We start from the raw sequence: 25476 nt of genomic DNA, 5'->3' as shown, positions 1-25476 counted from the left end.
TATGTCCATGACTACCTTCGCAACCCTGATCGGCATCGGACTCTTCGTGGCACTCGTCTACTTCTTCGCGCCCGCCGAAGGTGAAGGTACTTACATACGTTTGGAGCAGTTTCGCCTGGCAGCACCCCTCGGCGGCATCTTCCACGACAAGACTTCAGACCGCGAGATCAACTCTGTCAGACCTCCGTGCGATTGTGATCAAGGGGAAGAATTCACTGATCTCAGTCCAGTTGCGTAAAACTGGACTCTTTTCGCACTCAGAAAGTCTCCAGAGAGGGTTCCCATGCCGGCTTCCAAAAAGATTCTCTACATCGATCTCGACAACACCTTGGTCAACTTCCAGTCGGGCATCGATCGCCTGACCGACGGCGTCCGGGAGAAGTACAAGAACGAGCTCGACGAAGCGCCACACATCTTCTCTCGCATGGATCCTCTCGACGGTGCTATCGACGCCTACCACCAACTGGCGCAGCAGTTCGACACCTACATCCTCTCGACAGCGCCGTGGAAGAACGCCACAGCCTGGCACGACAAGGTTCTGTGGGTCCAAGAGCACCTCGGCATGGAGGAGGGCAGCGTCGCGTACAAACGTCTGATCCTCTCGCACCACAAGCACCTCAATCGAGGCGAGTACCTCGTCGACGACCGCGGAGCAAACGGCGCAGATCGATTCGAGGGCGAGTGGATCAAGTTCGGCAGCACCAAGTTTCCCGACTGGAAGACCGTCACCGCACACTTGTCGAAGCTGGCTTGAAACACGAATCCCCGCTCCTGCTTGCAGGAGCGGGGATTTCGAGGGAACGAACTAGCGGACGATCTCGCGCCGGACGATCGTCTCGTCGCGGCCGGGACCGACACCGATGCAGGAGATGAACGCACCCGAAAGCTCTTCGAGCCGAAGCACGTAGTTCTGCGCATTCTGCGGCAGTTCCTCGAAGGTGCGAGCCTCCGAGATGTCTTCCCACCAGCCTGGCATCTCTTCGTAGATGGGCTTGGCGTGGTGAATGTCGCTCTGCGACATCGGCATTTCGTCGTGGCGGACACCGTCCACCTCGTACGCGACACAGATCGGCACGGTGTCGAGGCTGCTCAACACGTCCAGCTTGGTGAGGAAGTAGTCGGTGATGCCGTTGACGCGCGTCGCGTAACGCGCGATGACAGCGTCGAACCATCCCGTACGACGAGCGCGTCCGGTGGTGACACCGACCTCGCCGCCCTGCTTCGCCAGGTATGCGCCGTGATCGTCGAACAGCTCCGTCGGGAACGGACCGGAACCGACACGCGTCGTGTACGCCTTCAGGATTCCGAGCACCGTGGTGATCTTGGTGGGACCGATGCCCGAACCGACCGCCGCACCACCCGAGGTGGGGTTGGACGAGGTCACGTACGGGTACGTGCCGTGGTCGACGTCCAGCAGAGTGCCCTGCGAACCTTCGAGCAAGACGGTCTCGCCGCGCTCGAGGGCGAGGTTGAGCTCCAGGCGCGTGTCCGAGATGCGGTGCTTGAAACCCTCGGCCTGCGTCAGTACCTCTTCGACGACCTGCTGCGGGTCGAGTGCCTTGCGGTTGTAGATCTTGACCAGCACCTGATTCTTGAATTCGAGTGCCGCTTCGACCTTCTGGGTCAGGATCTTCTCGTCAAGGACGTCCGCAGCACGGACACCGACACGGGCGATCTTGTCCTGGTAGCACGGGCCGATACCGCGGCCGGTCGTGCCGATCTTCTTCGCTCCCAGGAAGCGTTCGGTGACCTTGTCGATGGCCACGTGGTACGGCATGATCAGGTGCGCATCAGCAGAAAGCAGCAGGCGGGACGTGTCCACACCGCGCTCTTCCAAGCCTGCCAATTCGGTCAGCAACACACCCGGGTCGACGACGACACCGTTACCGATGACGTTGTTGACGGCGGGGGTGAGGATTCCGGACGGGATGAGGTGCAGTGCGAACTTGTCACCGTTCGGCAGAACCACGGTGTGTCCGGCGTTGTTACCGCCCTGGTATCGCACGACCCACTGAAGCTGCTCGCCCAGTAGATCTGTAGCTTTGCCCTTACCTTCGTCGCCCCACTGGGCGCCGATCAGGACGATTGCCGGCATGACGTTGTCTCCTACGGTCGACGTGCAGCAGTTGTCCCGCCGCATTGGTACTGCCTGGCTTCCGCGCACATGATGCAGCGCCGAACTGTTGCAGTGACCGAAGGAGCAGTCTAGCCCAGAGCACCAGACCAGACCTGACGGTCCAGAATTTGGCCGGTGACCATCACGATTGCGAGTCGACACAGAGACTCGCACTAAGATCGTCGGCAGTGATTCGGACGGCCATTTCGGGGAAGGGTGGCGAGGTCCCACTACCCGAGAAGAAGTCTTGATCGAGCTAGGAGTGGCTTTGACCCCTGTGGTGCTCAAATGTGGCGATTCGCCGGTTCCACTCCCCCTGGGTGAACTCACGTCGTTCACTGTCCCTGAACTTCCGGAGAAGCAGGACTTCGACGAGGCCCTGTCCCAACTGCAGGTCGTCACGGAGCCTCGCTTGATCGTCGTGGGTAACGACGGCGCGTTTGCCGCGGCATTGACACGGTTGATGCGACTGGAGCGACTGAACGTCGAACTCGCCTACGTCACCGAGAACAGGTCCGACGCAACCGACGCGTACAAACTCGCAACCGGTGCCCGGGCTGCGCGCACGGCGTTGAAAGGCACAGTCCACACCGTGCCGCTCATTCGCGACGACGCCGGAATCGCGCTGGTCGGTGCGGCAACTGTCACGGGTCCGGCCGATGCCGCCGAATTGATCGGCGAGGCGTACGTCGACGACAACAAGCTGTTCTCCGGCACAGTCCCCGGTATCCGGATTGTGCCGAGCCCCAAGCTCCCCGGGATCAAGGCATCGGTCGACCGCAAGAGCCGCTGGAGCGGGCGACGCTGGCTGGAAGGCCGAGCCATTCAGCTGGGCTCGCCGGCAGCGCATCTGGTTCGCGACGGGGTGGCCAACCCACGCGATCTCAAGCGTTCGACCTTCTACCGGCACGACAAGACTTGGTTGTTGGTCAGGTGAGAACCGGAGCAGCACGGTCGGCGGTTCGTCCGAGCCCTGTCTTCCTGGGCGTCGTTGCGATCACCGTCATCGCCGGAGTTGTCGCCTGGAACTCGACGTGGGGTTCCCTCGCGGGCCGCGCGGGTGTTTTTGTCCTCGTGGTCGCCGGCTGGGTGGTCACGCTGTGCTTGCACGAGTTCGCCCATGCATATCTGGCGTGGCGTCACGGAGACACCGACGTCGAGGCTCGTGGTTATCTGACGCTCAACCCGCTCAAGTACAGCCATCCGATGCTCTCGATCGGGCTGCCGGTGCTGTTCATCGCCTTGGGCGGCATCGGGCTTCCCGGCGGCGCCGTGTACCTGCGCACCGGGATGTTCCCGCCCAAGGTGCAGGCGCGAATATCGCTCGCCGGTCCGTTCACGAACGCCGTCGCCGCGGTAATTCTCCTCGTCGTCATACGTACGTACGGCTCATCGGCGGAGCATCTGACGTTCTGGGCCGGCCTCAGTTTCCTGGCCTTCTTGCAGGTCATGGCAACAGTTTTGAACCTGCTTCCAGTCCCCGGTCTGGACGGTTACAACGCGCTGGAGCCCTACCTCGCGCCCAACACACGACACCAACTCGACCAGTTCAAGCCGTACGGACTGCTCCTGCTGGTTGCGCTCCTGTTCGTCCCGCAGATCAATGTCGTCTTCTTCGATGCGATCTACTGGATCTTCGAACTGAGCGGTGTGTCCGACTACTACGCCATGCTCGGTAACGCCCTCATGCGTTTTTGGACGTGATCGAGTGCACTGGAGGAGACTCGTGAGAGTCTGACATTTCAGACATTCATTCTTCTTCAGGAGAGCATCGATGATTGCGACGTCATTTCAGTCCGGCGGAGTGGAGTACACCCTCACGCGGGCCGAGATTCGACACGTGGAAGCACTGATCGACTTGCTCGCCGACGACCCGATCGGGAGCACCCGGGAGACGACCAACCCCGAGGCCCGAACGATCTACGAGGACGCATTCAAGCGAATCGACGAGGATCCGGCGCAACTCCTCGTCACCGTTCTGGTCGGTGACGCGGTAATCGGCACCATGCAATTGACCTTCATTCCGGGTATGAGCCGAATGGGGGCGACACGACTGCAGATCGAAGCTGTTCGCGTCCACGAGGATTACCGGAGCAAGGGCATCGGCAGTTCGATGATCCGTTGGGCCTGCGAAGAAGGCGCCCGGCGCGGCGCGTTCCTGGCGCAGCTCACCTCGGATCAAACTCGCAAGGAAGCTCACGACTTCTACGAGCGACTCGGATTTGTCGCCTCCCACGTCGGGTTCAAGAAGTCGCTGAGCTGACACACAGCCAACCACCCAGACTCCCAAACGCGGGCTCGAGCACCGGGGCATGGCGGTGCCCCGGTGCTCGCGTCTCGAGTTGTTTCACTTCAGGCTGCTGTCGGTGGGCTGTTCCCGCCGATGGGATGCTGGTGCGGATCAACCGACATCGGCGGATAGAACACCGTCCTCCGATCCGGGCCGATCTCCACCCGCCACTCCGTGTGGTGCAGCGTCCGATGGTGATGACCGCACAACAAGATCAGATTGTCGAGATCCGTTGGGCCACCATCATTCCAATGAACAATATGATGAGCATCGCACCACCCCGACGGCGTCCCGCACCCCGGAAACGCACACCCGCCATCCCGAACCGCAAGAGCCCGGCGCTGCGGAACAGTCGCCGTTCTCGCTTCCTTGCCGCAGTCGAGCGGAACACCATTCTCATCCAACAAAATCCGCGTCACGGTGCAGTCGCACGCCAGCATCCGGGCAGTATCGATACTGATCGGGCCCACCCAATCCGTCCACGCGAACCCCAACTCCTCAGTGGACGGCAACAGGTCTTTCAGAACTTTAAGGTCCGTCATGTCTTTCGCCGACGCAGTCACCGTGATGTGCGGTTTCACCCCGCCTTCGATCGGACCCAACCCCGCCCCCTCGTAACGGCGCAACAACTCGCAAAACCCGTCCGCACGCCGTAATGCCGGAGTACGCGTGTCCTTCACACCGTCCTTCTCCGGCGTCGGAGCCGACAAACTCGACAACAACGTGATCAGACGCGCCCCGTTCACCGCATCCAAGTCACCCTTCACAGTTACTCTGCCGTACAGGCCTTTCGAGGCGTAGAACTCGTTGCGCTCCGAATCTTCCCCGACCGGGACCCCGTCCTCACGCTTGCCGTACTGCTTCTCGATCCGCCGAATCGCTGCCCGCACCGCATCACAATCCGCGATGTTCTTCGACGCCAGGCCAAGCAGAATCCCGCGAGCCTTGTCCACATCCGCCGGCGTCATGTTCTTCGGTGGATGCTGACAAAACGACGCCACCTGCCGCGCCTTCAACGCATCAACATCACCACGGTGAAACGCATCGCCCACAACGGGTTCGAGCATCAGCAACCGCGCCAACCCGACCAGCAGACTGCACTCGCCGATCTCGAGATTCGTCGAACCGTGCAACCACTGCGCGATCGCCCGAAAACCCTTCCCGCCGAGAACCTCACGGGAAAACATCTCCACGATCAACAACACCATCCGCGACTGCAACTCGTGCCGGACACGCACCAGATCCAGAACCTCACTCTTAAGGCCCTCGCCATCCAGCTGCCACGCTTCCCGACTGTCCATACCGAAATCTTAATCGAACATACTTTCGATAACCAGGGACATAACGGACAACTTCAAGAAGACCTACACTCGAGAGCTGTTGAGATGCATTGCTATTCGCGCAACCGCCGACGCGATTCGTTGACAGAGACTCGCAACTCCCCCAAAGGCACTTCACGACCCGACTCACTGCGCACCTCGACACGAACACGCTCACCAGTAGCGTCGTCAGCCACCTCCAACGGTCCGCCTTTTCCGCCGTGCAGATACTTGTCTCCCCACTGCATCAGCGCAAGAACCGCCGGCAGCAGGTCACGACCCTTCTCGGTGAGCACGTACTCGTGCCGCGTCCGCTTTCCAGGCTCCTTGTACGGCACACGCTCGAACAGTCCCGCCTCAGTGAGCTCTTTCAGCCTTGACGACGCAACCGCCTCGGTAATGCCGACTCGCGACGCGAAGTCGTCGAAACGCGTTGTGCCGTAATAGGCCTCTCGCAGAATGAGCATCGCGGACCGGGTGCCGACCACTTCCATCGCCCGCCCGATCGAACAGTGCGTGGCCCGCCAGGCGTCGCGATCTTCGAGCACTCCGGTCAGTCGTACAGCGTCCATGCAATTCACCATACCCCCTGGCTTGCCATAACCATAGCCAGAGTCTAGATTTCTGACTATGGAACTTCATAGCCAGCCAGTGCGGACTGGGCCGCTCCTCGCAATTCTGTCGGGAGCGCCGTTTGTCGCCAGCCTCGATCTTTTTGTGGTCAACGTGGCCTTCGGCGACATCGCCAAGAGCTACCCGGGCCACTCACTCGGCGAGTTCAGTTGGATCCTCAACAGCTACGCGATCGTCTACGCCGCGCTTTTGATCCCCCTCGGACGCTGGGCGGACCGGATCGGGCACAAGCGCGCCTTCATCGCCGGCCTCGCACTGTTCACCCTCGCCAGCGCCGCCTGCGCTTTCAGTCCGTCATTGTGGGCACTGGTGGCATTCCGCATCGTTCAGGCAGTCGGCGCCGCAGCACTCACCCCGGCCAGCCTCGGCCTCCTGATCAGTGCACTCCCGGCTGCGAAACGTCAATCCGGCGTACGCATCTGGGCGGCAGCCGGCGCGGCCGCTGCGGCATTCGGCCCCGTCGTGGGCGGCATTCTCGTCGAGGCGTCGTGGCGCTGGGTCTTCCTGATCAATGTTCCAGTCGGGATCGTATTGCTCTACTTCGCAGTCCGACTCGTCCCGGATACAACACACAAGGACTCCGATGCCGGGATCGACTTCGTCGGCGCCGGCCTCCTCACCGTCGGAATCGGCTCTCTCGCGCTGGCACTCGTCCAGGGACCTGATTGGGGATGGACCGACAACCGCGTTCTGATCGCCTTCGCCGTCGCCGTCGCGACCCTACTTTCGTTCTGGTGGAGCAACTCTCGCCATCGCACTCCGTTGATTGCTCCCGATCTTCTGAAGATCCGCTCCTTTGCCTGGTCCAACGTCACCGCCATCTTGTTCAGCGCGGCATTTGCCGCCGGACTGCTCTCGAATATCCTCTGGCTGCAAGAAGTTTGGGGATACTCGGCATTGCGCACCGGCTTCGCCGTCTCGCCGGGTCCGCTTCTGGTTCCGCTGTTCGCGATCGCCGGTGGATCGCTTTCGCGCAAGTACTCGGCGGGACGCGTCGCCGCACTCGGCAGCCTTCTGTGGGCAGTCGGAACCGTACTCGTTCTCGTCTCGGTTGATTCGACGCCCAACTACGCGACCGGACTCCTGCCGGGCTGGATCATCGCCGGAATCGGTGTCGGCCTTGCCCTGCCGACCATTCTGTCGCAGGCCACGGCGGATCTTGCACCGGCCCGATCGGCCACCGGTAGCGCTATCGTCAGCATGAGCCGACAGATCGGAACCGTTCTCGGCGTGAGTGTTCTGATCGCGGTTCTCGGCTCCTCCGTCGACCCCGACACCTTCCGCCAGGCCTGGTGGGTGATCTTTGCCGTCGCGCTTGTGTCTGCCCTGGCATCGCTGGGAATGACGCCTGCGACCACACCCACCCCAGTTGTCCCTGCTGAATCCGCCATCCCTGAAAGGAATTTGTCATGAGAGACGCAGTTATCGTCGAAGCCGTTCGCACTCCGATCGGCAAGGGAAAGGCGAACGGCGCCCTGCACGGCATCAACGCCGTCGACCTCCTCGCCCACAGCCTCAAAGCGGTAGTCGAGCGCACCGGGATCGATGCCGCGCTGATCGACGACGTCATCGGCGGCGCGGTCAGTCAAGTCGGTGAACAGAGCCAGAATGTCACTCGCACTGCCCTTCTCGCCGCCGGCTACCCTGAGTCGGTACCGGGAACCACCGTCGACCGACAGTGTGGAAGTAGCCAACAAGCAGTTCATTTTGCTGCTCAGGGCGTTATTGCCGGTGCGTACGACATCGTTGTCGCTGCCGGAGTCGAGTCGATGAGCCGAGTGCCGATGGGCTCGAGTAGCGTCGGGCGCGAGTCACTCGGTGTAGGTTTCGAAGAGCGCTATCCGGACGGTCTGGTACCGCAGGGCATCAGCGCCGAATTGATCGCTGCCAAGTGGGGACTGAGCCGCACCCAACTCGACGAATTCTCGGCGTCGAGTCATCGGAAAGCCGCGCTGGCAACCGAGAGTGGTTACTTCACCAAGGAACTCGCCACGCTCCCGCAACTGTCGGTCGACGAGGCCGTCCGCCCCGGCACCACGGTCGAGACCCTCGCCGGCCTACGGACCGCCTTCGAATCCGACTACTACGCCCAGCGATTCCCACAGATCGACTGGTCCATCACCGCGGGCAACAGCAGCCCGCTTTCGGACGGCAGTTCGGCGGTGATGATCACGACCAGTGAGATCGCCGCGAAACTCGGCCTCACCCCGAAGGCACGGCTGCACAGCTTCGCTGTCGCCGGCGACGATCCGCTGTACATGCTCACGGCGGTCATCCCGGCCACCGAGAAGGTCTTGGCCCGTGCGGGGTTGACGATCTCGGACATCGATCTGTTCGAGGTCAACGAGGCCTTTGCTCCCGTCGTCCTCTCGTGGGCAGCGGACACCGGCGTCGACCTGTCCAAGGTGAACGTCCACGGCGGCGCCATCGCGCTCGGCCACCCACTAGGTGGCAGCGGAACGCGGATCATGACCACCCTGGTCAACGCGATGGAGCAGCGCGGCGCGCGCTACGGACTCCAAACCATGTGTGAGGCAGGTGGGCTGGCCAACGCAACCATCCTGGAGCGCTTGGGCTGAGCGGTCACCGCTGGACGGCACTCGGACACTAGTGACCGAGTGCCGTCCATTCGGGATCCGGCTTGCGCGCAACGACCCGGAACACGATTCCACCCCGTCCACTGCGCTGCACCTCGTCGATCAGGAAGCCTGCGTTTTCGAGGTATCCGACCGGTTCGCGGGTGAGGTGATCGGCACCGAACCGTACAGAAAGCGGTTCGACGGCCTTCATCAGCGCCCGTACAACCGTGTTGGTGCTCGGCCCGTGCTCAGCGAGCACGAATCGACCACCAGGCACCAGCACTCGAAATGCTTCGCTGGCAACTCGGTCCGGATCGGGGATCGTGCAGAACGCGTAGGTGGAGACCAATGTGTCCACGCATTCGTCAGGAACATCGAGTGCTTGCACGTCTCCGAGTCGTAGGTCGACTTCGGTCTTCACTCCCTCGGAGACCTTGACCCTGGCCTGATCGAGCATCGCAGTCGAGATGTCCACGCCGATGACGTAGTCGACGTCGTCCCCGTAGAGAGGCAGGTTCAGCCCGGTGCCCACGGCAATTTCGACCACGCGCCCATGCGCCTGATCTACAGCCCATTTCCGGGCGTCACCGAGCACAAAGCGCTCGAAGCGCCCGATCTGTCGGTCGTAGTGCGCCGCCATTGCGTCGAAAGTCTTGGCGACCTGTGCAGTGTCTGGTTCACGCATAGTGCCCCGTTTCGATCGATCTTCTGTGCAGTCTTACACGCGAGCACCGGGTCGGGAAGACCTTTCGTGACGAAGAGCGACCGGCCGAGCGAGGTCGTCCCTGACGGATGCCCCCGGTATCGTTCCAGGTGACCTGACCTCACCAACGACCATCATGGATAGAGACCTCGTGCGATCAAGTAACTGCGTCACCGGATCGGTCCGGCCACCTTTTTCCACTGATTCCACTGGAGGTCTGTGATGGCCGGAGGACTCTTCGCCCTGCTCGACGACGTCGCAGCCCTGGCTCGTATGGCTGCCGCCTCGATCGACGACGTTGCCGCCGCAACCGGTAAGGCGACCGCCAAAGCTGCAGGCGTCGTCATCGACGACGCAGCCGTCACGCCGCAGTACGTCCGTGGGCTCGCGGCCGAACGCGAGTTGCCCATCATCAAGCGCATCGCCATCGGATCGCTGCGCAACAAGCTGCTGATCATTCTTCCGATCGCTCTGCTGCTGAGTCAGTTCCTCCCCTGGCTGCTGACGCCACTGTTGATGGTCGGCGGCTGTTACCTCAGCTACGAAGCGGTTCACAAGATCTGGGGTGCAATTTTCGGCCACGGTGACCACCACGAGGCCGCTGACGAGCATCCTCGCGACGAAGAAGCAGTGGTTTCGGGTGCCGTCCGCACCGACCTGATCCTGTCGGCCGAGATCATGGTGATCGCCCTCAACACCATCGCGGGCGAAGGTTTCTGGAGCCGATTGGTGATCCTTGCCGTCGTGGCGGTCGTCATCACCGTGGTCGTCTACGGCGTCGTCGGACTGATCGTGAAGATGGACGACATCGGATTGAAGATCGCCGAGACGTCGTCTGGCTTCACCCACAAGGTCGGCCGAGGCCTCGTTCGCGGCATGCCTCACGTGATGTCAGTGCTCTCGGTGGTGGGTACCGCCGCGATGCTGTGGGTCGGTGGCCACATCCTGTTGGTCGGCATCGACGAACTGGGCTTCCACCCGCTGTACGACGCCGTTCATCACGGCGAAGAAGCAGTCAGTGACATCGCCGGAGTCGGCGGGGTACTGGCGTGGATCGTCAACACCCTTGCGTCGGCGGCACTGGGTCTGGTGGTCGGCGCCATCATCGTCGCAGCTCAACTGGGTATCACCCGCCTCCTCGCAAAGCGTTCTGCAACGGCCTAGTCACTGCGAGTTGTGGCGGAGCACCATCTGCTCCGCCACGGCGCGCATTCCTTCACGCAACGACCGTGGCTCGAGCGCTTCGACGTCCGCTCCCAGACCGATCAACTGCGAGAGCGCGACAGCTTCGCTCTCGAGTTTCAGCTCCGCACTCACCCATCCGTCGTTGTCCTCTGGCCCCACTTCGACGGCAGCGGCAAGCTCGCCCACCACATCGGGGAGCCGGCGCCTGCCCTCTGGTGACAACCGCACGCGACATTCGAAGCGAAGCAGCGAACGGTCGAACTCGGCCATCGACGCCGCCCACCACGACGGCAGGTCGAAATCCACCGGCCGAGTGAACGAATCATCTTCTACCACGGCATTTTTGATGCGCCCGACTCGAAACGACAGCGTTCGACCGTTCATCCCCGCCACCAGATACCAAACACCGGCTTTGATGACCAGACCCAGCGGTTCGACCGTCCGCTCGCGATCGCGATAGGCGAAGCGCAGTCGACGCGAGTCCAGCACAGCGGATGTGACGATCGGAAGCGCAGAGATGTCGTCGACGCCGCCGAACCAACCCGGAACGTCCACGAGAATGCGGTCCTGCCACAGTCGTGCACTCTCGCGCAGGGGACCGGGCAGGGAGCGGAGCAGTTTGGCCCCCGCCGAACCGACGGCGTCGGATCGCCCGAGATCTGCAGCGATGGACGGCACGCCCAACAGCATGAGTGCGGACGTCTCGTCGTCCGTCATACCGGACAGCTTGGACTGCCAACCGTCGAGCAGACGGATGCCACCACCGGGGCCGCTCTCGGTCCAGATCGGCACGCCGGCAGCCGACAACGAGGCCACGTCGCGGTAGATCGTCCGCACCGAAACGCCGAACTCTTCGGCCAACTGATCGGCGATAACGCCGCGACTCCCCTGCAAACGCAGCATGAGTTGGAGCAACCGCGCGGATCTCATGGACCGAACATTACCGAGAATTACTGACAGAAGTTGTCAGGAATAGGAGTGCACAATGACCGTCATGGTCACTTGGAAGCAGTTCTCCGAAGAAGTACCCGCTCTTGCCGACGCGGTCCAAGCACGATTCAAAGCCCACAAGCATCACGTCCTCGCAACGCTGCGCAAGGACGGTTCACCGCGCGTGAGCGGCACCGAAGTCGAAATCCTCGACGGGCGTCTGGTCCTCGGTTCGATGTTCGGCGCACTCAAGGCGAAGGATCTCATCCGTGACGGGCGCTACGCCCTACACAGCAATCCCGGTGAGCACACCATGGAGGGCGGCGATGCGAAGATCGCCGGAATCGCACGCGAGGTGACCGGCGACGAGTTCGAAGCCGTGCTCGCAAGCTACACCTACGAGGTTCCGAAACCCCTGCACCTCTTTGTCCTCGACATCGACGAGGTGGTGCACACGACGGTCGACGACGAGCACATGTACGTCGATCTCTGGAAGCCGGGCAAGGAGATCACCCGCTTCACCAAGTGACGTTCTTCTCGCAATGCTCGCCGTTGGCACACGATTCCACCTGAACGGTGGCGTGGGAAAGACCGTGACTCTCGAGGACGGTGCGCGCGGATTCCAGAACGTTCGACGAATTCGCGTCACTGGTCAGGTGGACCGTCGCGACATCCATGCCGGTGGTGAGCGTCCAGACGTGTAGGTCGTGAACACCCATCACGCTCGGCAGCGCCGCCAGGTCGGCCTCGACCGCTTCGACGTCGACGTCGGCCGGCGACGCCTGCGTCAGAATGCGCAGCGATGCTGCGGCCAGTTTGATCGCACGCGGCACCACCCACAGCGAGATGAGAACACCGACGACGACGTCCGCCCACGTCCAGTTGAACAGCAGGACAAGGCCACCGGCAATCAGAACTCCGACGCTACCGACGGCGTCTGCAAGCACTTCGAGGTACGCGCCACGCACCGCGAGGCTGTCCTTGGAATCGCCGCGCAGCATCAGCATCACGACAATGTTCGCGGCCAGACCGGCGGCCGCAGTGATGATCAGGGCGCCGCCCGGGATCTCGGGTTCGTTACCGATGCGGCCGATTGCCTCGTAGAAGACCCAGGCGGCGACGGCCAGCAGCATCACGGCGTTGGCCATGGCGGTCAGCACTTCGGCGCGGTGCCAACCGAAGGTCCTGGCCGCGGTGGTGCTGCCCTTCTTCGCGAGCAGCAAAGCCGTCAATCCCATGGCCATGCCCACCACGTCGGTGAGCATGTGGCCGGCGTCGGCAAGCAGCGCCAGCGAGTTGATCAGAATGCCGACCGTGGCTTCGAGTACGAGAAATGCAACGAGGATCGCAAGCGCGATCGCCATTTTCTTGATGCGTTGCGGTGACGGCCCTACTCCGACCGAATCTGCTGCCGAGTGGCCGTGTGAATGGCCGTGCCCTGCTCCCATTTGTCCTGTTCCCTCCCAAGTCCTCCTCAGAGCATATGCATACATTCGCATACATACAATGAGTTGCTCAGTGAGCGGGAAAAGGCAGAGGTCAGTGATCCGGCTCGTACGCCGGGTGCGGCACAGTGGGCGGCAGAGTGGCGATCGACGAGATGCGCTTCATGCCTGCTACCTGCAAGAGGTCGACGACCAGCGATCGAATCTGGGCAAACACCACCGTCGAGGACAGGCCTGCGTTCTCGACTATCGCCGGTTTCAGTTCCTTCGCCACCGAGCGCAGGACGCGCGCTGCCTCGGCCTGATCAGGCTGCTCACCCGGCTCCGCCAGGATCATGTCCTTGAGAACTTCGACGGCTTTCGACAAGCGCTCGACCTGAGCCACCAGACGAGGATCGAGGATCTCGTCGTCCCTGACCAACGTCAACGAACGACGCGCGAGCACTCGAATGTTGCGCATCGCGTTGTCGATGGGATCGGCTGTCGCCATGAGCCTTTCGAGGCGCGGTCGACTGTTCCAGTACAGCGGGGAGATTCGGCTGATCTCACGCCCGCCGAGGAGGTTGCTGCGCAATCCGTCGATGGCACCCTGAGTTGCGCGCGCCTTCTGCAGCGCCTTCACGATCGGGTCCGGGTCGTTCGCGACGAGGCCGTCTGCCACCAATTGCAGTACCTCTGACGCTGTTCCGAGAATCGATGCAGCGTCCTTGCGTGCGCGTCGTACCGGGTGCGTGGGGATGATCGCGACCACCGCGATGCCCACCAAACCACCGACAAGGGCGTCGATCATGCGATCGGGCCCGCCACTGCCGCCCGGTGGGATCAGCGTCGCCACCAGCACGGCCGAGTTTCCGGCCTGCATGGAGAAGATCGGCCCACTGTTCAGTAGCACCGCGACGGACATCGCCAGCACGACAACCAAACTGATCTGCCAGGGTCCGCTCCCGATGCCGGAGATGATCAGGTCACCGATTCCGATACCGACCGTGACACCCGCAACCAACTCGAACGAACGTCGTAGTCGGGCGCCCAACGACAGACCGAGCGAGACCACGGCGGCAATCGGCGCGAAGAACGGCGCATGGTGCCCGATCACCGTGGTGGCAACCCACCACGCCAATCCGGCCGCCAAGGCACATTGAATGATCGGTAGCGCCGACGTCTGAAGCCGACGCACCGATTTGCGAGCCCGGTCCTTGATACCGGCCCGGCTCGGACGGAAACTGCTAACCGAGGCCAAGCGCTTCGGCGGCGTTGGGATCGCAGTCTTCGAGCAGATCTAGGCAACGCGCGTACTCGTCGGCCTCACCGATCGTCTTCGCGGCCTTGGCCAAGACAGCGACGCAACGGAGGAATCCGCGGTTCGGTTCATGGCTGTAGGGCACAGGACCGAAACCCTTCCAACCGTTACGACGCAGTTGGTCGAGTCCGCGGTGGTAGCCGGTACGCGCGTAGGCGTAGGCAGTGATGGTTTCGCCCTTGTCCAGGGCAGCCTCGGCGAGGTAGGCCCACGCGATGGAGGCAGTGGGATGGTCGGCCGCGACCTGGGCCGGGTCAGCGTGGTTGAGCAGTGCCGATTCCGCCTCGTCGTCGCCGGGAAGCAGAGTGGGCTTGGGTCCGAGCAGGTCACCGAATTGGGTCATGCGCTCATTGTGCCCGCTACGCCTTTCTGCCACAGGACCGCCTCGCCGACGGTCGGAGTTATGCCCGGTACATACCGGTCGTTACCCTGACATGGTCATTGCCGCATAAGACCGAAGGGTTACCCGTGCCGGACTCGAAAGACGACAACTCGAAAAAGAGCGCAGCCCCGAACGGTGCGCCCGAGAAGTCGGCCCCGACCGAACCTGCGACTGTGGCGATCCAGAAGGCAGACAAGAACTCGAAGGCGGACAAGAACTCGAAGGCGGACGGCGACGCCAAAGCCGCCAGCGCGCCAACCGTCGCGATCCCCAAGGCAACTCAGGCACCCACAGCAACACCAGCAGAAACACCGGCAGCAGCACCGACACCCCAGCCCAAGCCGGAGCCCGCCACCGTCGCGATTCCGAAAGCCTCGCAGCCGACACCGCCACCCCGGCAAGCTCCAACCCCGCCGCCACCGCCACAGCGCTCCGCGCCTCAACCGCCACAGCGCTCCGCGCCTCAACCGCCACAGCGCTCCGCGCCTCAACCGCAGCAGCGCGCCGCACCTCAACGTGTGGGTGTCGCAGCGACCCCACCGCCGGCCCAGCCGATGCCGACTCGCATCGAGCCTGCCGCGCCGGAAAAAACCAAGCGCAGCGGCAAGGGCTGGTACATCGCGGCAGCAGCGGCCGGCGTCGCCGTCCTCGCGGCAATCGGCATCGCAGTCTTCGTCTCGTCCAACAGCGGTAGCGGCGAAAGCTCACCTGAAGCCCAGGTTCAGACTGCCATCTCGACGTACGTCGATGCTCTTCAGACCGGTGATCTGGCGACGCTACGAACGTCGACGTGTGGGGCGCTGGGCGAGTACTACCGCACTATTCCGGACGCGGCGTTCGCTCAGGTCCACGACAATGCCGTCGCTCAGAAGACGATCCCGCAGGTCGGAGCCGTCGATGCGGTGCGCATCACCGACGACACCGCGATCGCTCAGGTCCAGGCAAGTTTGCCGAGCACCGGCGAACAGTCGTGGCGCACGTTCGACCTCGAGCGCCAGGACGGCACGTGGAAGGTCTGCGATCCCAGCAAGTAAGCACCTGAACAGAAAATGCGCGCCGACGAGAAATTCGTCGGCGCGCATTTTGTTCTGTGATGCTGAGTTGTGAAGCCGATCAGCCTGCGGACACCGAGCGTCCGGCCGACTTCAGGTCGTTGCACGCCTCGACGACGCGAGCCGTCATGCCTGCTTCGGCCTTCTTGAGGTAGCTGCGCGGGTCGTATGCCTTCTTGTTTCCGACCTCGCCGTCGATCTTGAGGACGCCGTCGTAGTTGGAGAAGAAGTGTCCGGCGATCGGACGGGAGAACGCGTACTGGGTGTCGGTGTCGACGTTCATCTTGACGACGCCGAAGTTCAGCGAATCCTCGATCTCGGACTTCAGCGATCCCGATCCACCGTGGAAGACGAAATCGAAGGGCTGCGAGCCTGCGGCCAGGCCGAGCTTGGCAGCGGCGACCTTCTGGCCCTCTTCGAGAACCTCGGGCTTGAGCTTGACGTTGCCCGGCTTGTAGACGCCGTGGACGTTGCCGAAGGTGGCTGCGAGCAGGTACTTGCCCTGTTCGCCGATGCCCAGAGCATCGACCGTCTTCTCGAAGTCTTCACTCGAGGTGTAGAGCTTGTCGTTGATCTCGGCCTCGACGCCGTCTTCTTCGCCGCCGACGACACCGATCTCGACCTCGAGGATGATGCGTGCAGCCTTGGAGAGGGCGAGCAGTTCCTTGGCGATTGCCAGGTTCTCGTCGATCGGGATAGCCGAGCCGTCCCACATGTGCGACTGGAACAGCGGGTTACGACCGGCGTCGACGCGCTCCTGCGAGATCGCGAGCAGCGGACGCACGTAGGTGTCCAGCTTGTCCTTCGGGCAGTGGTCGGTGTGCAGCGCGATGGTGACGTCGTACTTTGCCGCGATCACGTGTGCGAACTCGGCGAGCGCAACAGCGCCGGTGACCATGTCCTTGACGCCCAAACCGGAACCGAACTCGGCGCCGCCCGTCGAGAACTGGATGATGCCGTCACTGCCGGCGTCCGCGAAGCCCTTGATGGCTGCGTTGATGGATTCGGAGCCGACACAGTTGATGGCGGGGAAGGCAAAGGAATGCTCCTTGGCCCGACCAAGCATCTCGGCATAGACCTCGGGAGTTGCGATAGGCACGGCGGGAGTCCTCCATATACGTGTCGTTCGGAGCGCTCGGCGATGTGAAAGCGCTTCGTGTGGTCCTAGCAGTATGGCAAGTCCGACTCGTCACGTCTCTTTGCGGTCTCGGCCGCCGCCACCGACGCGATGACCTGCGGTGGTGGGAAACACTCAGATTCGGCCGGTACTCTGGCCCCCGTGAATGTGCAGGCAGCAACTGAATCCGTGACGAACCTGGCCTTGCTGCCCGGCTTCCTCGATCCCGTGAACCTCTTGAATTCCTTCGGAACGTGGGTTCTGGTGGGACTGCTTCTGGTGGTCTTCATCGAATCAGGGCTGCTGTTTCCGCTCTTGCCCGGCGATTCTCTGCTCTTCACCGCAGGGCTGATCGCGGCTTCCAAGTCGACGGAGATCGAACCGTTCGCGCCGCTGTGGGTGCTCCTGGTGACGATTCCGATCGCCGCGATTCTGGGTGACCAAGTCGGGTTCTACATCGGCGCCAAGGGCGGAACTGCCCTGTTCAAGACGGACGACGCGCGGTTCTTCAAGAAGAAGTACATCGACGAGTCGCATGCCTTCTTCGAAAAGCACGGCCCGATCACCATTATCCTGGCGAGGTTCGTGCCGATCGTGCGTACTTTTGCACCGGTTGTCGCGGGCGCCTCGAAGATGAAGTACTCACTGTTCCTGACCTACAACATCGTCGGCGGCATCCTGTGGGGTGCCGGTGTGACTTTGCTCGGCTACCTCCTGGGGCAGATCGAATTCATCCGCGACAATGTCGACTACATCTTCATCTTGATCGTCCTGGTGTCGGTTCTGCCGATCGTCTTCGAAATCGGAAAGCGAATTCTGGCGTCGAGACGTGGTGAATCGGCGAATACTTCCACTACGGACAATTCGACGGTGACAGTCCCCGAAGACCCCACCCCCTGATTGCAGAACGAGGCGAAGAACTGACCACGATGACGCTCGCATCCGGCAGTTTCTCCCCACTCGAGACTGCCGGGCCCCTGTTGGTCTGGATCATCGTCGTCACGTTCGTCTTCATCGAGTGCGCGATCATCCTCGGGTTGTTTCTCCCCGGTGACTCGCTGCTGATCACAGCCGGAATCGTGCTTGCCGGTCACGAATCCGGTGCAGGCCACGTGTGGGCGCTGTCGGTGGGCGCGATGATCGCTGCCATTGCCGGCAACCAGGTCGGTTACGTCATCGGCCACCGGACGGGCAACCACATCAAAGCCCGTAAGGGCGGCAAGTACTTCACCGAGAAGAATCTGCACCGCGTCAACATCCTGTTGGAGAGACACGGGTTCTGGGCCGTCCTGATCGCCCGCTGGGTTCCGTGGGTTCGCACCCTGTGCCCGATGGTCGCAGGCGCAGCCAAGATGAACCACACGCGCTACACCATCGCGAGCACCATCGGCGCGATCATCTGGGCACCGGTACTCCTGCTGCTCGGTTTCTACGGTGGCTCGTTCCTCGATCGCGTTCCGTGGTTGCTGCCCGCCGTGCTGATCGTGATGATGGTCAGCTTGGTCATCGGCACCGCGTTGGGAATTTGGCAGTACCGCAAGGAAATGGCCCGACCGGCCGAAGACGTCGAGGTCGAAGAAGTCCTCGACTAGAAGCTGTCTGCTCAGTGCAGGTGGCTCTGGTCCCACGCCGGAAGCGGGTCCTCGTAGCGAGTCCAGGCCCGCGGTCCTTCGCGTAGTTCGTCATCGGTCAGCAGAGCCGGATCGAGGATTCGCGACGGCGTCGCCGGGTCGAGTTTCACTCCGATGAACACGATCTCCTGCCCTGGCACCTCCGCGGCCGACGCCCACAGTTGCGCCGGTTCGATGACGAGGTTGGGGCCTGCCTGCGACCAGATAGCGGCGAACTCGGGCCGACTGGCGATCCAGCAGAAGCCTTTGCTTCGCAAGAGTCCCGCGAACTGACCGAGCGCAGCCTCGAGTCGCGCCGGATGAAAGGGTCGCGAGGCTCGATACGTGACGCTGCGTATTCCGTATTCCTCGGTTTCCGGGGTGTGCCCGCCGGCCAGTTCCTCGTCCCAACCGGGTACTTGCGCAGCCAGTTCCGGGTTGTAGAGACCGGTTTCGAGGACGCGATCGAGGGTGACTTTTCCGTGGTCGGTCCGAATCAGCTGAGCAGTGGGGTTGAGCCTTCGAAGCGTCGCCTCGACGGTTCCCGCCGCCCGCGGACTCACCAAGTCGGTTTTGTTCAGCAAGATGACGTCGGCGAACTCCACCTGATCAACCAGGAGATCGGAGATGCTGCGTCCGTCCCCCTCCCCGGCTTCGAGGTTGCGCTCGTCCAGTCGCTCGCCTTTTGCCAGCTCGCCGAGGAAGGTCGACGCGTCCACCACGGTCACCATCGTGTCGAGCTTCGCGAGCGAGCCGAGACTGAAGCCGTCCTCGAATTCCCAGTCGAAGGTGGCCGCCACCGGCATCGGTTCGGAGATGCCGGTGGACTCGATCACCAACTGATCGAACCGCCCCTCGCGGGCCAGCGCGCCGACGGCGTCGATCAGATCCTCGCGCAGCGTGCAGCAGATGCATCCGTTGGTCAGCTCGACCAACTTCTCCTCCGTGCGATCGAGGTGGCCCTGGCCCGCGACGAGGGCCGCGTCGATGTTGATCTCGCTCATGTCGTTGACGATGACGGCGACCCGACGGCCGTCGCGATTGGCGAGGATGTGATTGAGGAGTGTGGTCTTGCCTGCGCCCAGAAATCCGGACAGCACGGTTACCGGTAGCTGCTTCATACCTTAATGATAACCATTGTCATTATCGACAACGGGAGGCGGGCCTACTGCACTGCGGACGCACTACCCGAGAACTGGCTCTCGGGCCTCGGCAACCCGAAATGATCACGAAGCGTCGTACCCGTGTATTCGGTCCGGAACAGACCGCGATCCTGCAGGATCGGGACCACACGTTCGGTGAAGATTTCGAGTCCACCCGGGTAGTACGGCGGCATGACATTGAATCCGTCAGCAGCATCGCTGGTGAACCATTCCTCGATCGTGTCGGCCACCTGCTCGGCGGTTCCGGCAAACACCCGGTGTCCGCGCGCACCCGCCAAACGATGAAGCAGGCCCCGAACCGTCGGACGCTCACGCTCGACTATGCCGGCGATCACCTGCAATCTGCTTTGCTTGTTGTCGGTGACATCACCTGCCGCCGCGAATAATTCGACAGGAACCGGTGCATCCAGTTCCAGATTCCGAACATCGGTCCCGGTGAGTGCACCGAGTTGCGCGAGCCCGTACTCCGGCGAAGTCAACTCGTTGAATTCTCGCTCCAGCGCCTTGGCTTGTTCCTCGGTGTCACCGATGAACGGGCTGATTCCCGGCAGAATCTTGACATGATCGGGGTTGCGCCCGAACTGAGCAGCCCTCGACTTGATGTCGGTGTAGAACGCCTGCGCATCGGAAAGTCTCTGGTGCGCTGTGAAAATCGCCTCCGCATACTGACCGGCAAACGCGCGACCGTCGTTGGACGCCCCGGCCTGCACCAGCACCGGGTATCCCTGCGGCGTTCGCGGTGCGTTGAACGGTCCCCGCACCCGAAGATGCCGGCCGACGTAGTTGATCTCGTGAATCTTGTTTCTGTCCGCGTAGATTCCGTTCTCCCGGTCCAGACTGATCGCGTCGTCCTCCCAGCTGTCCCACAACCGCACCACCGCGTCGACGAATTCCCTTGCACGCGAATACCGGTCGCCGTGGTCCGGATGCTTGGCCAGCCCGAAGTTGGCGGCAGCCAGATCCGTACCCGTAGTGACGATGTTCCACCCAGCGCGTCCGTTCGAGATGTGGTCGAGTGAGGCGAACAGCCGAGCCAGGTTGTACGGCTCGTAGTACGTGGTCGACGCCGTCGCGATCAATCCGATCCGCTCGGTTGCCACTGCAATGGCCGTCAACAAGGTGATCGGCTCCAACGTCCCTGCGGGACCGTGCTCGACGTCGCTGCGCAACGCGGGACCGTCGGCGAAGAAGATTCCGTCGAACTTCGCCGCCTCAGCAGTGCGAGCGATCTCCTGGAAATACGTGACGTCGAACAGACGTTCCGGTGTTGTCCACGGATGACGCCATGCCGCTTCGTGATGGCCGGCGGGGTGGATGAACGCGTTGAGGCTCAGTTGGCGCGGAGAATCAGACATGCCTGAATGCTGGCAACTGCCGCCGCAGTCCGACAGGGTTAGGGTTCGCGTGATTCCAACTCGGGGTTGGCAGCTCGGTATCGTCACATGGGTGAGCCGCGTAGTTGTAGCCGAGTTCGTACCGTCCGGATCGACAGCATCGGTTCTTCACCAGTGGTGTGAGGTCTTCGCCGAAGGCCAGCGTCACCTGTCCGGAACTGCGCCGACAGCGACGGCGCTGATGGAAATGATCGAGGCCGAGGACAATTCGGCCGATGTATGGCGTTGGATCGCACGCGACGGCGGAACGGACGAGGTCCTCGGTATCGCCCAGGCGCGACGCAACTCGGCGGAACCTGATCTCGCAGAGTTTCGGATGTACGTGACACCCCACGCGCAGCGACGAGGGGTAGGACGAGCGCTTGCCGAACTCGCCGAAGTCGACATCGCCGGGTTCGGCGTGCGAAGAATCAGAGTGACGTCGCTCGTCGGAAGCGCAGCCGAGCATTTCCTGGGATCGTTCGACGGCCACCGTGTGTTGCTTCGGTTGGCCAACCAGGTTCAGCACCTCAGCCCTCCCACCGCACACAGCGCCCGCCCCGGCTATCGAATCGTCAGTTGGCGCAACCGAACCCCGGACGAGCTGGTCCACTCCTTCTCGGAGGCATTGAACCGACTCCTCGACGCGCCGGGCGCCGAACTGCAGATGCCCGAACGTAATTGGGGAGCCGAAGAGGTCAGATCGTGGGAACAGAAGATGACGGGTGGCTCTCAAGTACTCCTGGTGTGCTGCGCGGTCGACGACAGCGTCGGCGAAGTAGCCGCAGCGACAGTGGTGACGGTGGACGAACATGACAGCACCCACGCATCACAGCACGACACCGTGGTACTTCCCCAGCACCGCGGACACAGTCTCGCTCGGTGGGTCAAGGAGCAACAAGCGTCTGTGTTGGCAGCTGAATTTCCCTCGCTGCAAAAGATTTACACAACGGTGAACGCGGAAAACCACCCGATGCTGACCGTCAATCGGAGCCTGGGATACCAGACCGTTGCGGAGCGGATCCTGGTGGAGATCAGGAGAGTCGAGAGTGCGTCGCACAAGCCTCGGTGACGATCTTCCTCCACAGGAGCGGGTGAGACTGCCAGAAGTTGTGCGCGACACCGTCGACGACCTCGAAACTACCGTTAGGCACGAGCTCGGCCAGTTGCTGCAACGGCCACGACGGGCGAATATCGTCGGCCGCCGCGAGAAATGTCATGGGCACGGGTGAGTCGGCCAACTGCCGAAACAGCTGTGGTTCATGGATCCATTCGATGAACGATTCTTGAAGCGATTGCCAGACAACAGGTTCCCAAGGTATCTGCGGGTCCGGCTCGATTCCCGCTTCGTACTGCTTCGACCAGGTCCGGTCCTTGTGGAGGCCGTGCCCCGCGATGCCGACGACGCCGGACACCGATTCCGGACAGTCGAGTGCGTACCGCACCGCCAAGTCGGATCCCCACGAGTGCCCCAACACGACCCAGCTGTCGATCTCGAACGTGCGTCGGACGAGTTCGAGGTCCGCAACCGCCTGCGCCATCGTATGAGCGCCGCCACCGGACCGGCCGACTCCGCGTGGCTCAGGGCACCACGCGCGCATTCCTTCCGGAACCAGCTCGTCGTGAGCAAGATAGTGAACGCATCCCGGGCCGCCGGAGAGAACCAGAACGTCCGCGCCTGCCCCACCGACATCGATGTGAAGACGTACGCCGTCCGTGTCGACCACGTGCCGGGATTCCATGAGGGAAAAGCCTAACGCTTACGCGGGTATCCAGCCGCCGAGACGACAAAGGCCGCCTCCATGAGCATCCACCCACCCACCTGCACCGAGAGGTCTCGCTCGGGCACGCTCGACGAGCGCACCGTTCCGGCGGCGAAGGTGGCGATGTCGCCGGACAGACTCGGCAACTGAGCATCCTTGGTCCAGTCGTGCCCGAACAGCGGCAGACCTTCGATCTGCAGTCTGTTGTTCCAGGCCGCTTCCGCGGAGGACAGAACGATCTGCGCTGCGAGTTCGCGCGCTCGCAGGTCCTCGTGAGTCTCCCAGGACAAGTTCACCACCACGAACGCGAGGTAGCGAGCCAGGATTGCGTTGAACAGTCCGCCGTCGCCTCCGCCACCGCCCGTGATGACTCCGTACTCGGTCATTCCGTCGTACACCGCGTCGACGAGTTTGTGCACTCGCTCGCGGTGGCGCGGTTCGCCCAATCGCGTCGACAACTCGGTTTCCAACCCCAGCGTGACGCCCTGGCAGTACGAATAGATCGCGCGCTCGAGGGTGCCGTCGCGGCGGATGCCGTCGAAGATCAGTCCGGAGTCCGGATCCCGCAGCGTCTCGTCGATCCAGTCGGCCGTTGCCTGCGCGCGCCAGAGTTTTCCGGTGCGCGCCAGCATGATTCCGGCGGGTCCGTTTGCCGGTGTGTTGTAGAAATCGGAACCTTTGCACCACGGAATACCGCCGCCGTCGGCCGGGGACCACGAATCGAAGAGTTGCGATTCGAGCGCCTGGACCGCGGTCCGGTGATCGACCGAGAACATACGTTGAGCACGTTCGAGCGAGAGGCCCAGCCACGCCATGTCGTCGTAATAGTTGTTGGTCCACGCCGAGACGTTGCGGACCCGCACACTGCGGGCAACCTTCGCCACCCGGCGACGACGCTTGGGCGTCGGGTCACGTTCGAGCGCGTCGATTGCAGTGTCGAGCAGGTGTGCTTGCCACCAGTAGTGCCACGGCTTGAACATCCGCTCGCGCCGAACAGCAGGCCAGGCAACCACGCCGAGTGCTGTCCGGGGCAGTCCCCACAGGCGCCGAAGGTGACGACTGACTATCGCGCCCTCAGCCGCATCGGCTCGCTCTGCCCACACTTCCTGCATAACTACCTATCCTGTCTGGTCGAGGCGCTACGCGCTAGCCGGAATTCGCGAGCGAGATCAGCGGGAATCGGCGAGATCGGCATGCTCACGTACCCACGCGTGCATCGCAATGCCGGCCGCGACGCCGGCGTTGATGCTGCGAGTCGATCCGAATTGCGCGATCGAGACCGTCATGGACGCAACCTCTTTCGCATGATCGGTCACTCCGGGCCCTTCTTGACCGAACAGCAGGATGCACTCTCGCGGCAGGCTTGCCGTTTCCAGCGGCACCGACCCCGGGGTGTTGTCGACGGCAACGATCGTGAGTGAATTCTCACGGGCGTACTCGACGAGCTCGCTGATGTCGGCGTGGTGAACGATGTGTTGGTATCGATCGGTCACCATGGCGCCCCGCCGATTCCAGCGCCGACGCCCCACGATGTGGACCGCGGCCGCAGCAAACGCGTTTGCCGTGCGAACCACCGTGCCGATATTGGCGTCGTGCGCGAAGTTCTCGATGGCGACATGCATCGTGTGACGGCGCGAGTCGATGTCCTCGACTATCGCTTCCCGCGTCCAGTACCGGTACTCGTCCAAGACGTTTCGACGATCACCCTCGGCGAGAAGTACGGGGTCGTAGCGCTCGTCGGTCGGCGGTTCCGTGTCGTGCTCCTCGGCCCACGGCCCGACGCCGTTGGGGTTCTCGCCCCACTCGGTGGGTCCCGGTTCACCGGCCCCACCGGAGACGTCGTCGGCTGCGACTTCGGTCATCAGTACACCTCGTTGGAATCTGCAGCCACCGTGAAGCCGTGCGTGGTCTGATCGTTGACACACGAGACGTCTGTCGCGGTGGTCGTACAGGTGAAACCCAGTTTGCTCAGCGGTTGACCGGCCGCCAACACCGGATCGGCGTCGGGGCCGCCCGAGGTGTACACCTCTCCGCCCGAACACATGAAAGCACCCTCACCCTCGTCGGTGACGCGAATACCGTTGCCCCAGTTGACCATGCAGCTCTCCGGCCGCGGCGGAACCGGAGTGGTCGTTCCCTCGCACCCGGCTTCGATTCTGGTGGGCAACTTGATGATGCCGCACTGGAAGTTCCCGTCGGGAGTGGTGAAGTAGTACGACTCGTTGCGCTCGAACTGCACGTCCGTGAGCGTCGTCGTCGGTGGCAGCGTCGTGGTCGGTGGTTCGGTGGTCGTGGGGACGACGGGCGCGACGGTGGTGGTTGTCGTCGGCACTGCGGTAGTGGTGGTCGAACTTGGCTGCGCCGCTACGGTCGGCGCTGAATCCGCCTCCCCGCCGCACCCTGCGAGCACGAGCGCCGACCCGACGCCCAACAAGACGAACCCCACCCGAACACGAACCACCCGACTACCTCCACACACGTCATCTTGGCCCAGCAACAGCCGACAGTGCACTCTA

Annotated in this window: 28 protein-coding genes; 13 read left to right on the top strand and 15 right to left on the bottom strand. The window is 62.7% G+C overall.

Annotated features, from left to right (window positions below):
• Nucleotides 1-7 precede the first annotated feature (7 nt).
• On the top strand, nt 8-238 hold the full coding sequence (locus tag RA302_RS07140) for a hypothetical protein (RefSeq protein WP_021343262.1): 231 nt from the start codon (nt 8-10) through the stop codon (nt 236-238).
• A gap of 45 nt (nt 239-283) precedes the next feature.
• Complete coding sequence (locus RA302_RS07135; RefSeq protein ID WP_338479943.1) at nt 284-754, top strand: hypothetical protein; 471 nt, start codon at nt 284-286, stop codon at nt 752-754.
• Between the two features lie 51 nt (nt 755-805).
• Here the strand turns inward: RA302_RS07135 and RA302_RS07130 are convergent, their stop codons facing one another.
• Nucleotides 806-2095: an adenylosuccinate synthase gene (locus RA302_RS07130; RefSeq protein ID WP_003944351.1), complete on the bottom strand. Its 1290-nt coding sequence runs from the start codon at nt 2093-2095 to the stop codon at nt 806-808.
• A gap of 283 nt (nt 2096-2378) precedes the next feature.
• Here RA302_RS07130 and RA302_RS07125 point away from each other — a divergent pair, with 283 nt between their 5' ends.
• The 3 genes from RA302_RS07125 (at nt 2379) to RA302_RS07115 (ending at nt 4379) form a co-directional block, all read left to right on the top strand.
• The gene (locus tag RA302_RS07125) at nt 2379-3053 is read left to right on the top strand and encodes a hypothetical protein (RefSeq protein WP_081341462.1); all 675 of its coding nucleotides are present in this window, start codon (nt 2379-2381) and stop codon (nt 3051-3053) included.
• The gene (locus tag RA302_RS07120) at nt 3050-3820 is read left to right on the top strand and encodes a site-2 protease family protein (protein WP_338479939.1); all 771 of its coding nucleotides are present in this window, start codon (nt 3050-3052) and stop codon (nt 3818-3820) included. Before RA302_RS07125 ends, RA302_RS07120 begins: the two co-directional genes overlap by 4 nt.
• A gap of 70 nt (nt 3821-3890) precedes the next feature.
• Nucleotides 3891-4379 (top strand): GNAT family N-acetyltransferase, encoded by a 489-nt coding sequence (locus tag RA302_RS07115; RefSeq protein ID WP_007726792.1) that lies wholly within the window; start codon nt 3891-3893, stop codon nt 4377-4379.
• Nucleotides 4380-4468: 89 nt separating this feature from the next.
• Here the strand turns inward: RA302_RS07115 and RA302_RS07110 are convergent, their stop codons facing one another.
• Nucleotides 4469-5707, bottom strand: a complete 1239-nt coding sequence (locus RA302_RS07110) for a DUF222 domain-containing protein (protein ID WP_338479935.1) — start codon at nt 5705-5707, stop codon at nt 4469-4471.
• A gap of 92 nt (nt 5708-5799) precedes the next feature.
• Nucleotides 5800-6297, bottom strand: coding sequence for a helix-turn-helix domain-containing protein (locus tag RA302_RS07105; protein WP_031333093.1), 498 nt, complete (start codon nt 6295-6297; stop codon nt 5800-5802).
• 58 nt (nt 6298-6355) lie between these two features.
• On the opposite strand from RA302_RS07105, the gene RA302_RS07100 reads away from it, so the two are divergent.
• Nucleotides 6356-7771, top strand: coding sequence for an MFS transporter (locus tag RA302_RS07100; RefSeq protein WP_338479931.1), 1416 nt, complete (start codon nt 6356-6358; stop codon nt 7769-7771).
• On the top strand, nt 7768-8937 hold the full coding sequence (locus RA302_RS07095) for a thiolase family protein (protein ID WP_020906649.1): 1170 nt from the start codon (nt 7768-7770) through the stop codon (nt 8935-8937). The genes RA302_RS07100 and RA302_RS07095 overlap by 4 nt, the downstream gene beginning before the upstream one ends.
• 28 nt (nt 8938-8965) lie before the next feature.
• Here the strand turns inward: RA302_RS07095 and RA302_RS07090 are convergent, their stop codons facing one another.
• On the bottom strand, nt 8966-9622 hold the full coding sequence (locus RA302_RS07090) for a methyltransferase domain-containing protein (RefSeq protein WP_003944335.1): 657 nt from the start codon (nt 9620-9622) through the stop codon (nt 8966-8968).
• 240 nt (nt 9623-9862) lie between these two features.
• On the opposite strand from RA302_RS07090, the gene RA302_RS07085 reads away from it, so the two are divergent.
• The gene (locus RA302_RS07085) at nt 9863-10804 is read left to right on the top strand and encodes a DUF808 domain-containing protein (RefSeq protein WP_020968812.1); all 942 of its coding nucleotides are present in this window, start codon (nt 9863-9865) and stop codon (nt 10802-10804) included.
• On the opposite strand, the gene RA302_RS07080 is transcribed toward RA302_RS07085, so the two are convergent.
• A complete protein-coding gene (locus RA302_RS07080) occupies nt 10805-11755 on the bottom strand; it encodes a WYL domain-containing protein (protein WP_338479924.1) in 951 nt (316 codons plus the stop codon).
• Nucleotides 11756-11819: 64 nt separating this feature from the next.
• On the opposite strand from RA302_RS07080, the gene RA302_RS07075 reads away from it, so the two are divergent.
• On the top strand, nt 11820-12284 hold the full coding sequence (locus RA302_RS07075; protein WP_029254754.1) for a pyridoxamine 5'-phosphate oxidase family protein: 465 nt from the start codon (nt 11820-11822) through the stop codon (nt 12282-12284).
• Here the strand turns inward: RA302_RS07075 and RA302_RS07070 are convergent.
• From RA302_RS07070 to RA302_RS07060, 3 genes are all read right to left on the bottom strand, one after another.
• Nucleotides 12274-13203 carry a cation diffusion facilitator family transporter gene (locus RA302_RS07070; protein WP_019749454.1) on the bottom strand — a complete coding sequence of 310 codons (930 nt, stop codon included), beginning with the start codon at nt 13201-13203 and terminating at the stop codon, nt 12274-12276. The two genes, RA302_RS07075 and RA302_RS07070, sit on opposite strands and share 11 nt — an antisense overlap.
• A gap of 91 nt (nt 13204-13294) precedes the next feature.
• Entirely contained in the window at nt 13295-14440 is a 1146-nt protein-coding gene (locus RA302_RS07065) for an FUSC family protein (protein ID WP_019749453.1), read from the bottom strand.
• Complete coding sequence (locus tag RA302_RS07060) at nt 14427-14843, bottom strand: DUF3151 domain-containing protein (RefSeq protein ID WP_003944361.1); 417 nt, start codon at nt 14841-14843, stop codon at nt 14427-14429. Before RA302_RS07060 ends, RA302_RS07065 begins: the two co-directional genes overlap by 14 nt.
• 125 nt (nt 14844-14968) lie before the next feature.
• Between RA302_RS07060 and RA302_RS07055 the strand changes: the two genes are divergently transcribed.
• A complete protein-coding gene (locus tag RA302_RS07055; protein ID WP_099697969.1) occupies nt 14969-15916 on the top strand; it encodes a nuclear transport factor 2 family protein in 948 nt (315 codons plus the stop codon).
• A gap of 79 nt (nt 15917-15995) precedes the next feature.
• On the opposite strand, the gene fbaA is transcribed toward RA302_RS07055, so the two are convergent.
• Nucleotides 15996-17033 (bottom strand): class II fructose-bisphosphate aldolase, encoded by a 1038-nt coding sequence (gene fbaA, locus RA302_RS07050; protein ID WP_021343256.1) that lies wholly within the window; start codon nt 17031-17033, stop codon nt 15996-15998.
• Between the two features lie 180 nt (nt 17034-17213).
• Between fbaA and RA302_RS07045 the strand changes: the two genes are divergently transcribed.
• The gene (locus tag RA302_RS07045) at nt 17214-17951 is read left to right on the top strand and encodes a VTT domain-containing protein (RefSeq protein ID WP_029254751.1); all 738 of its coding nucleotides are present in this window, start codon (nt 17214-17216) and stop codon (nt 17949-17951) included.
• Between the two features lie 29 nt (nt 17952-17980).
• Entirely contained in the window at nt 17981-18643 is a 663-nt protein-coding gene (locus RA302_RS07040) for a DedA family protein (RefSeq protein WP_019749448.1), read from the top strand.
• Nucleotides 18644-18654: 11 nt separating this feature from the next.
• Here RA302_RS07040 and RA302_RS07035 read toward each other — a convergent pair whose 3' ends face one another.
• Together RA302_RS07035 and RA302_RS07030 are read right to left on the bottom strand one after the other, a co-directional pair.
• Nucleotides 18655-19782 (bottom strand): GTP-binding protein, encoded by a 1128-nt coding sequence (locus RA302_RS07035; RefSeq protein ID WP_047888713.1) that lies wholly within the window; start codon nt 19780-19782, stop codon nt 18655-18657.
• Nucleotides 19783-19826: 44 nt separating this feature from the next.
• On the bottom strand, nt 19827-21179 hold the full coding sequence (locus tag RA302_RS07030) for an LLM class flavin-dependent oxidoreductase (RefSeq protein ID WP_097387714.1): 1353 nt from the start codon (nt 21177-21179) through the stop codon (nt 19827-19829).
• Nucleotides 21180-21270: 91 nt separating this feature from the next.
• On the opposite strand from RA302_RS07030, the gene RA302_RS07025 reads away from it, so the two are divergent.
• The gene (locus RA302_RS07025) at nt 21271-22269 is read left to right on the top strand and encodes a GNAT family N-acetyltransferase (protein ID WP_338479916.1); all 999 of its coding nucleotides are present in this window, start codon (nt 21271-21273) and stop codon (nt 22267-22269) included.
• On the opposite strand, the gene RA302_RS07020 is transcribed toward RA302_RS07025, so the two are convergent.
• From RA302_RS07020 to RA302_RS07005, 4 genes are read right to left on the bottom strand one after another with little or no spacing between them, the layout of a single operon-like run.
• Complete coding sequence (locus tag RA302_RS07020) at nt 22232-22939, bottom strand: alpha/beta hydrolase (protein WP_020968806.1); 708 nt, start codon at nt 22937-22939, stop codon at nt 22232-22234. The two genes, RA302_RS07025 and RA302_RS07020, sit on opposite strands and share 38 nt — an antisense overlap.
• An 11-nt stretch (nt 22940-22950) precedes the next feature.
• On the bottom strand, nt 22951-24072 hold the full coding sequence (locus tag RA302_RS07015; RefSeq protein ID WP_019749443.1) for a glycoside hydrolase family 76 protein: 1122 nt from the start codon (nt 24070-24072) through the stop codon (nt 22951-22953).
• A 57-nt stretch (nt 24073-24129) separates the two neighbouring features.
• Nucleotides 24130-24822 (bottom strand): TrmH family RNA methyltransferase, encoded by a 693-nt coding sequence (locus RA302_RS07010; protein WP_019749442.1) that lies wholly within the window; start codon nt 24820-24822, stop codon nt 24130-24132.
• Nucleotides 24822-25421 (bottom strand): DUF6636 domain-containing protein, encoded by a 600-nt coding sequence (locus tag RA302_RS07005; RefSeq protein ID WP_020968805.1) that lies wholly within the window; start codon nt 25419-25421, stop codon nt 24822-24824. Before RA302_RS07005 ends, RA302_RS07010 begins: the two co-directional genes overlap by 1 nt.
• Between the last annotated feature and the right edge of the window lie 55 nt (nt 25422-25476).

Origin of the sequence: Rhodococcus sp. DN22 (assembly GCF_036669995.1) — a bacterium.
Taxonomy (GTDB): domain Bacteria; phylum Actinomycetota; class Actinomycetes; order Mycobacteriales; family Mycobacteriaceae; genus Rhodococcus_F; species Rhodococcus_F erythropolis.
Note: the sequence above shows the minus strand (reverse complement) of the source record. Positions and strands in the feature narration are given on the sequence as shown.

What these genes read in the sequence shown, in the direction of transcription:
- RA302_RS07140 (WP_021343262.1), top strand. Translation starts at nt 8, where the DNA reads ATGACTACCTTCGCAACCCTGATCGGCATCGGACTCTTCGTGGCACTC.
- RA302_RS07135 (WP_338479943.1), top strand. Translation starts at nt 284, where the DNA reads ATGCCGGCTTCCAAAAAGATTCTCTACATCGATCTCGACAACACCTTG.
- RA302_RS07130 (WP_003944351.1), bottom strand. Translation starts at nt 2,095, where the DNA reads ATGCCGGCAATCGTCCTGATCGGCGCCCAGTGGGGCGACGAAGGTAAG.
- RA302_RS07115 (WP_007726792.1), top strand. Translation starts at nt 3,891, where the DNA reads ATGATTGCGACGTCATTTCAGTCCGGCGGAGTGGAGTACACCCTCACG.
- RA302_RS07110 (WP_338479935.1), bottom strand. Translation starts at nt 5,707, where the DNA reads ATGGACAGTCGGGAAGCGTGGCAGCTGGATGGCGAGGGCCTTAAGAGT.
- RA302_RS07105 (WP_031333093.1), bottom strand. Translation starts at nt 6,297, where the DNA reads ATGGACGCTGTACGACTGACCGGAGTGCTCGAAGATCGCGACGCCTGG.
- RA302_RS07100 (WP_338479931.1), top strand. Translation starts at nt 6,356, where the DNA reads ATGGAACTTCATAGCCAGCCAGTGCGGACTGGGCCGCTCCTCGCAATT.
- RA302_RS07095 (WP_020906649.1), top strand. Translation starts at nt 7,768, where the DNA reads ATGAGAGACGCAGTTATCGTCGAAGCCGTTCGCACTCCGATCGGCAAG.
- RA302_RS07090 (WP_003944335.1), bottom strand. Translation starts at nt 9,622, where the DNA reads ATGCGTGAACCAGACACTGCACAGGTCGCCAAGACTTTCGACGCAATG.
- RA302_RS07085 (WP_020968812.1), top strand. Translation starts at nt 9,863, where the DNA reads ATGGCCGGAGGACTCTTCGCCCTGCTCGACGACGTCGCAGCCCTGGCT.
- RA302_RS07080 (WP_338479924.1), bottom strand. Translation starts at nt 11,755, where the DNA reads ATGAGATCCGCGCGGTTGCTCCAACTCATGCTGCGTTTGCAGGGGAGT.
- RA302_RS07075 (WP_029254754.1), top strand. Translation starts at nt 11,820, where the DNA reads ATGGTCACTTGGAAGCAGTTCTCCGAAGAAGTACCCGCTCTTGCCGAC.
- RA302_RS07070 (WP_019749454.1), bottom strand. Translation starts at nt 13,203, where the DNA reads ATGGGAGCAGGGCACGGCCATTCACACGGCCACTCGGCAGCAGATTCG.
- RA302_RS07060 (WP_003944361.1), bottom strand. Translation starts at nt 14,843, where the DNA reads ATGACCCAATTCGGTGACCTGCTCGGACCCAAGCCCACTCTGCTTCCC.
- RA302_RS07040 (WP_019749448.1), top strand. Translation starts at nt 17,981, where the DNA reads ATGACGCTCGCATCCGGCAGTTTCTCCCCACTCGAGACTGCCGGGCCC.
- RA302_RS07035 (WP_047888713.1), bottom strand. Translation starts at nt 19,782, where the DNA reads ATGAAGCAGCTACCGGTAACCGTGCTGTCCGGATTTCTGGGCGCAGGC.
- RA302_RS07030 (WP_097387714.1), bottom strand. Translation starts at nt 21,179, where the DNA reads ATGTCTGATTCTCCGCGCCAACTGAGCCTCAACGCGTTCATCCACCCC.
- RA302_RS07020 (WP_020968806.1), bottom strand. Translation starts at nt 22,939, where the DNA reads ATGGAATCCCGGCACGTGGTCGACACGGACGGCGTACGTCTTCACATC.
- RA302_RS07015 (WP_019749443.1), bottom strand. Translation starts at nt 24,072, where the DNA reads ATGCAGGAAGTGTGGGCAGAGCGAGCCGATGCGGCTGAGGGCGCGATA.
- RA302_RS07010 (WP_019749442.1), bottom strand. Translation starts at nt 24,822, where the DNA reads ATGACCGAAGTCGCAGCCGACGACGTCTCCGGTGGGGCCGGTGAACCG.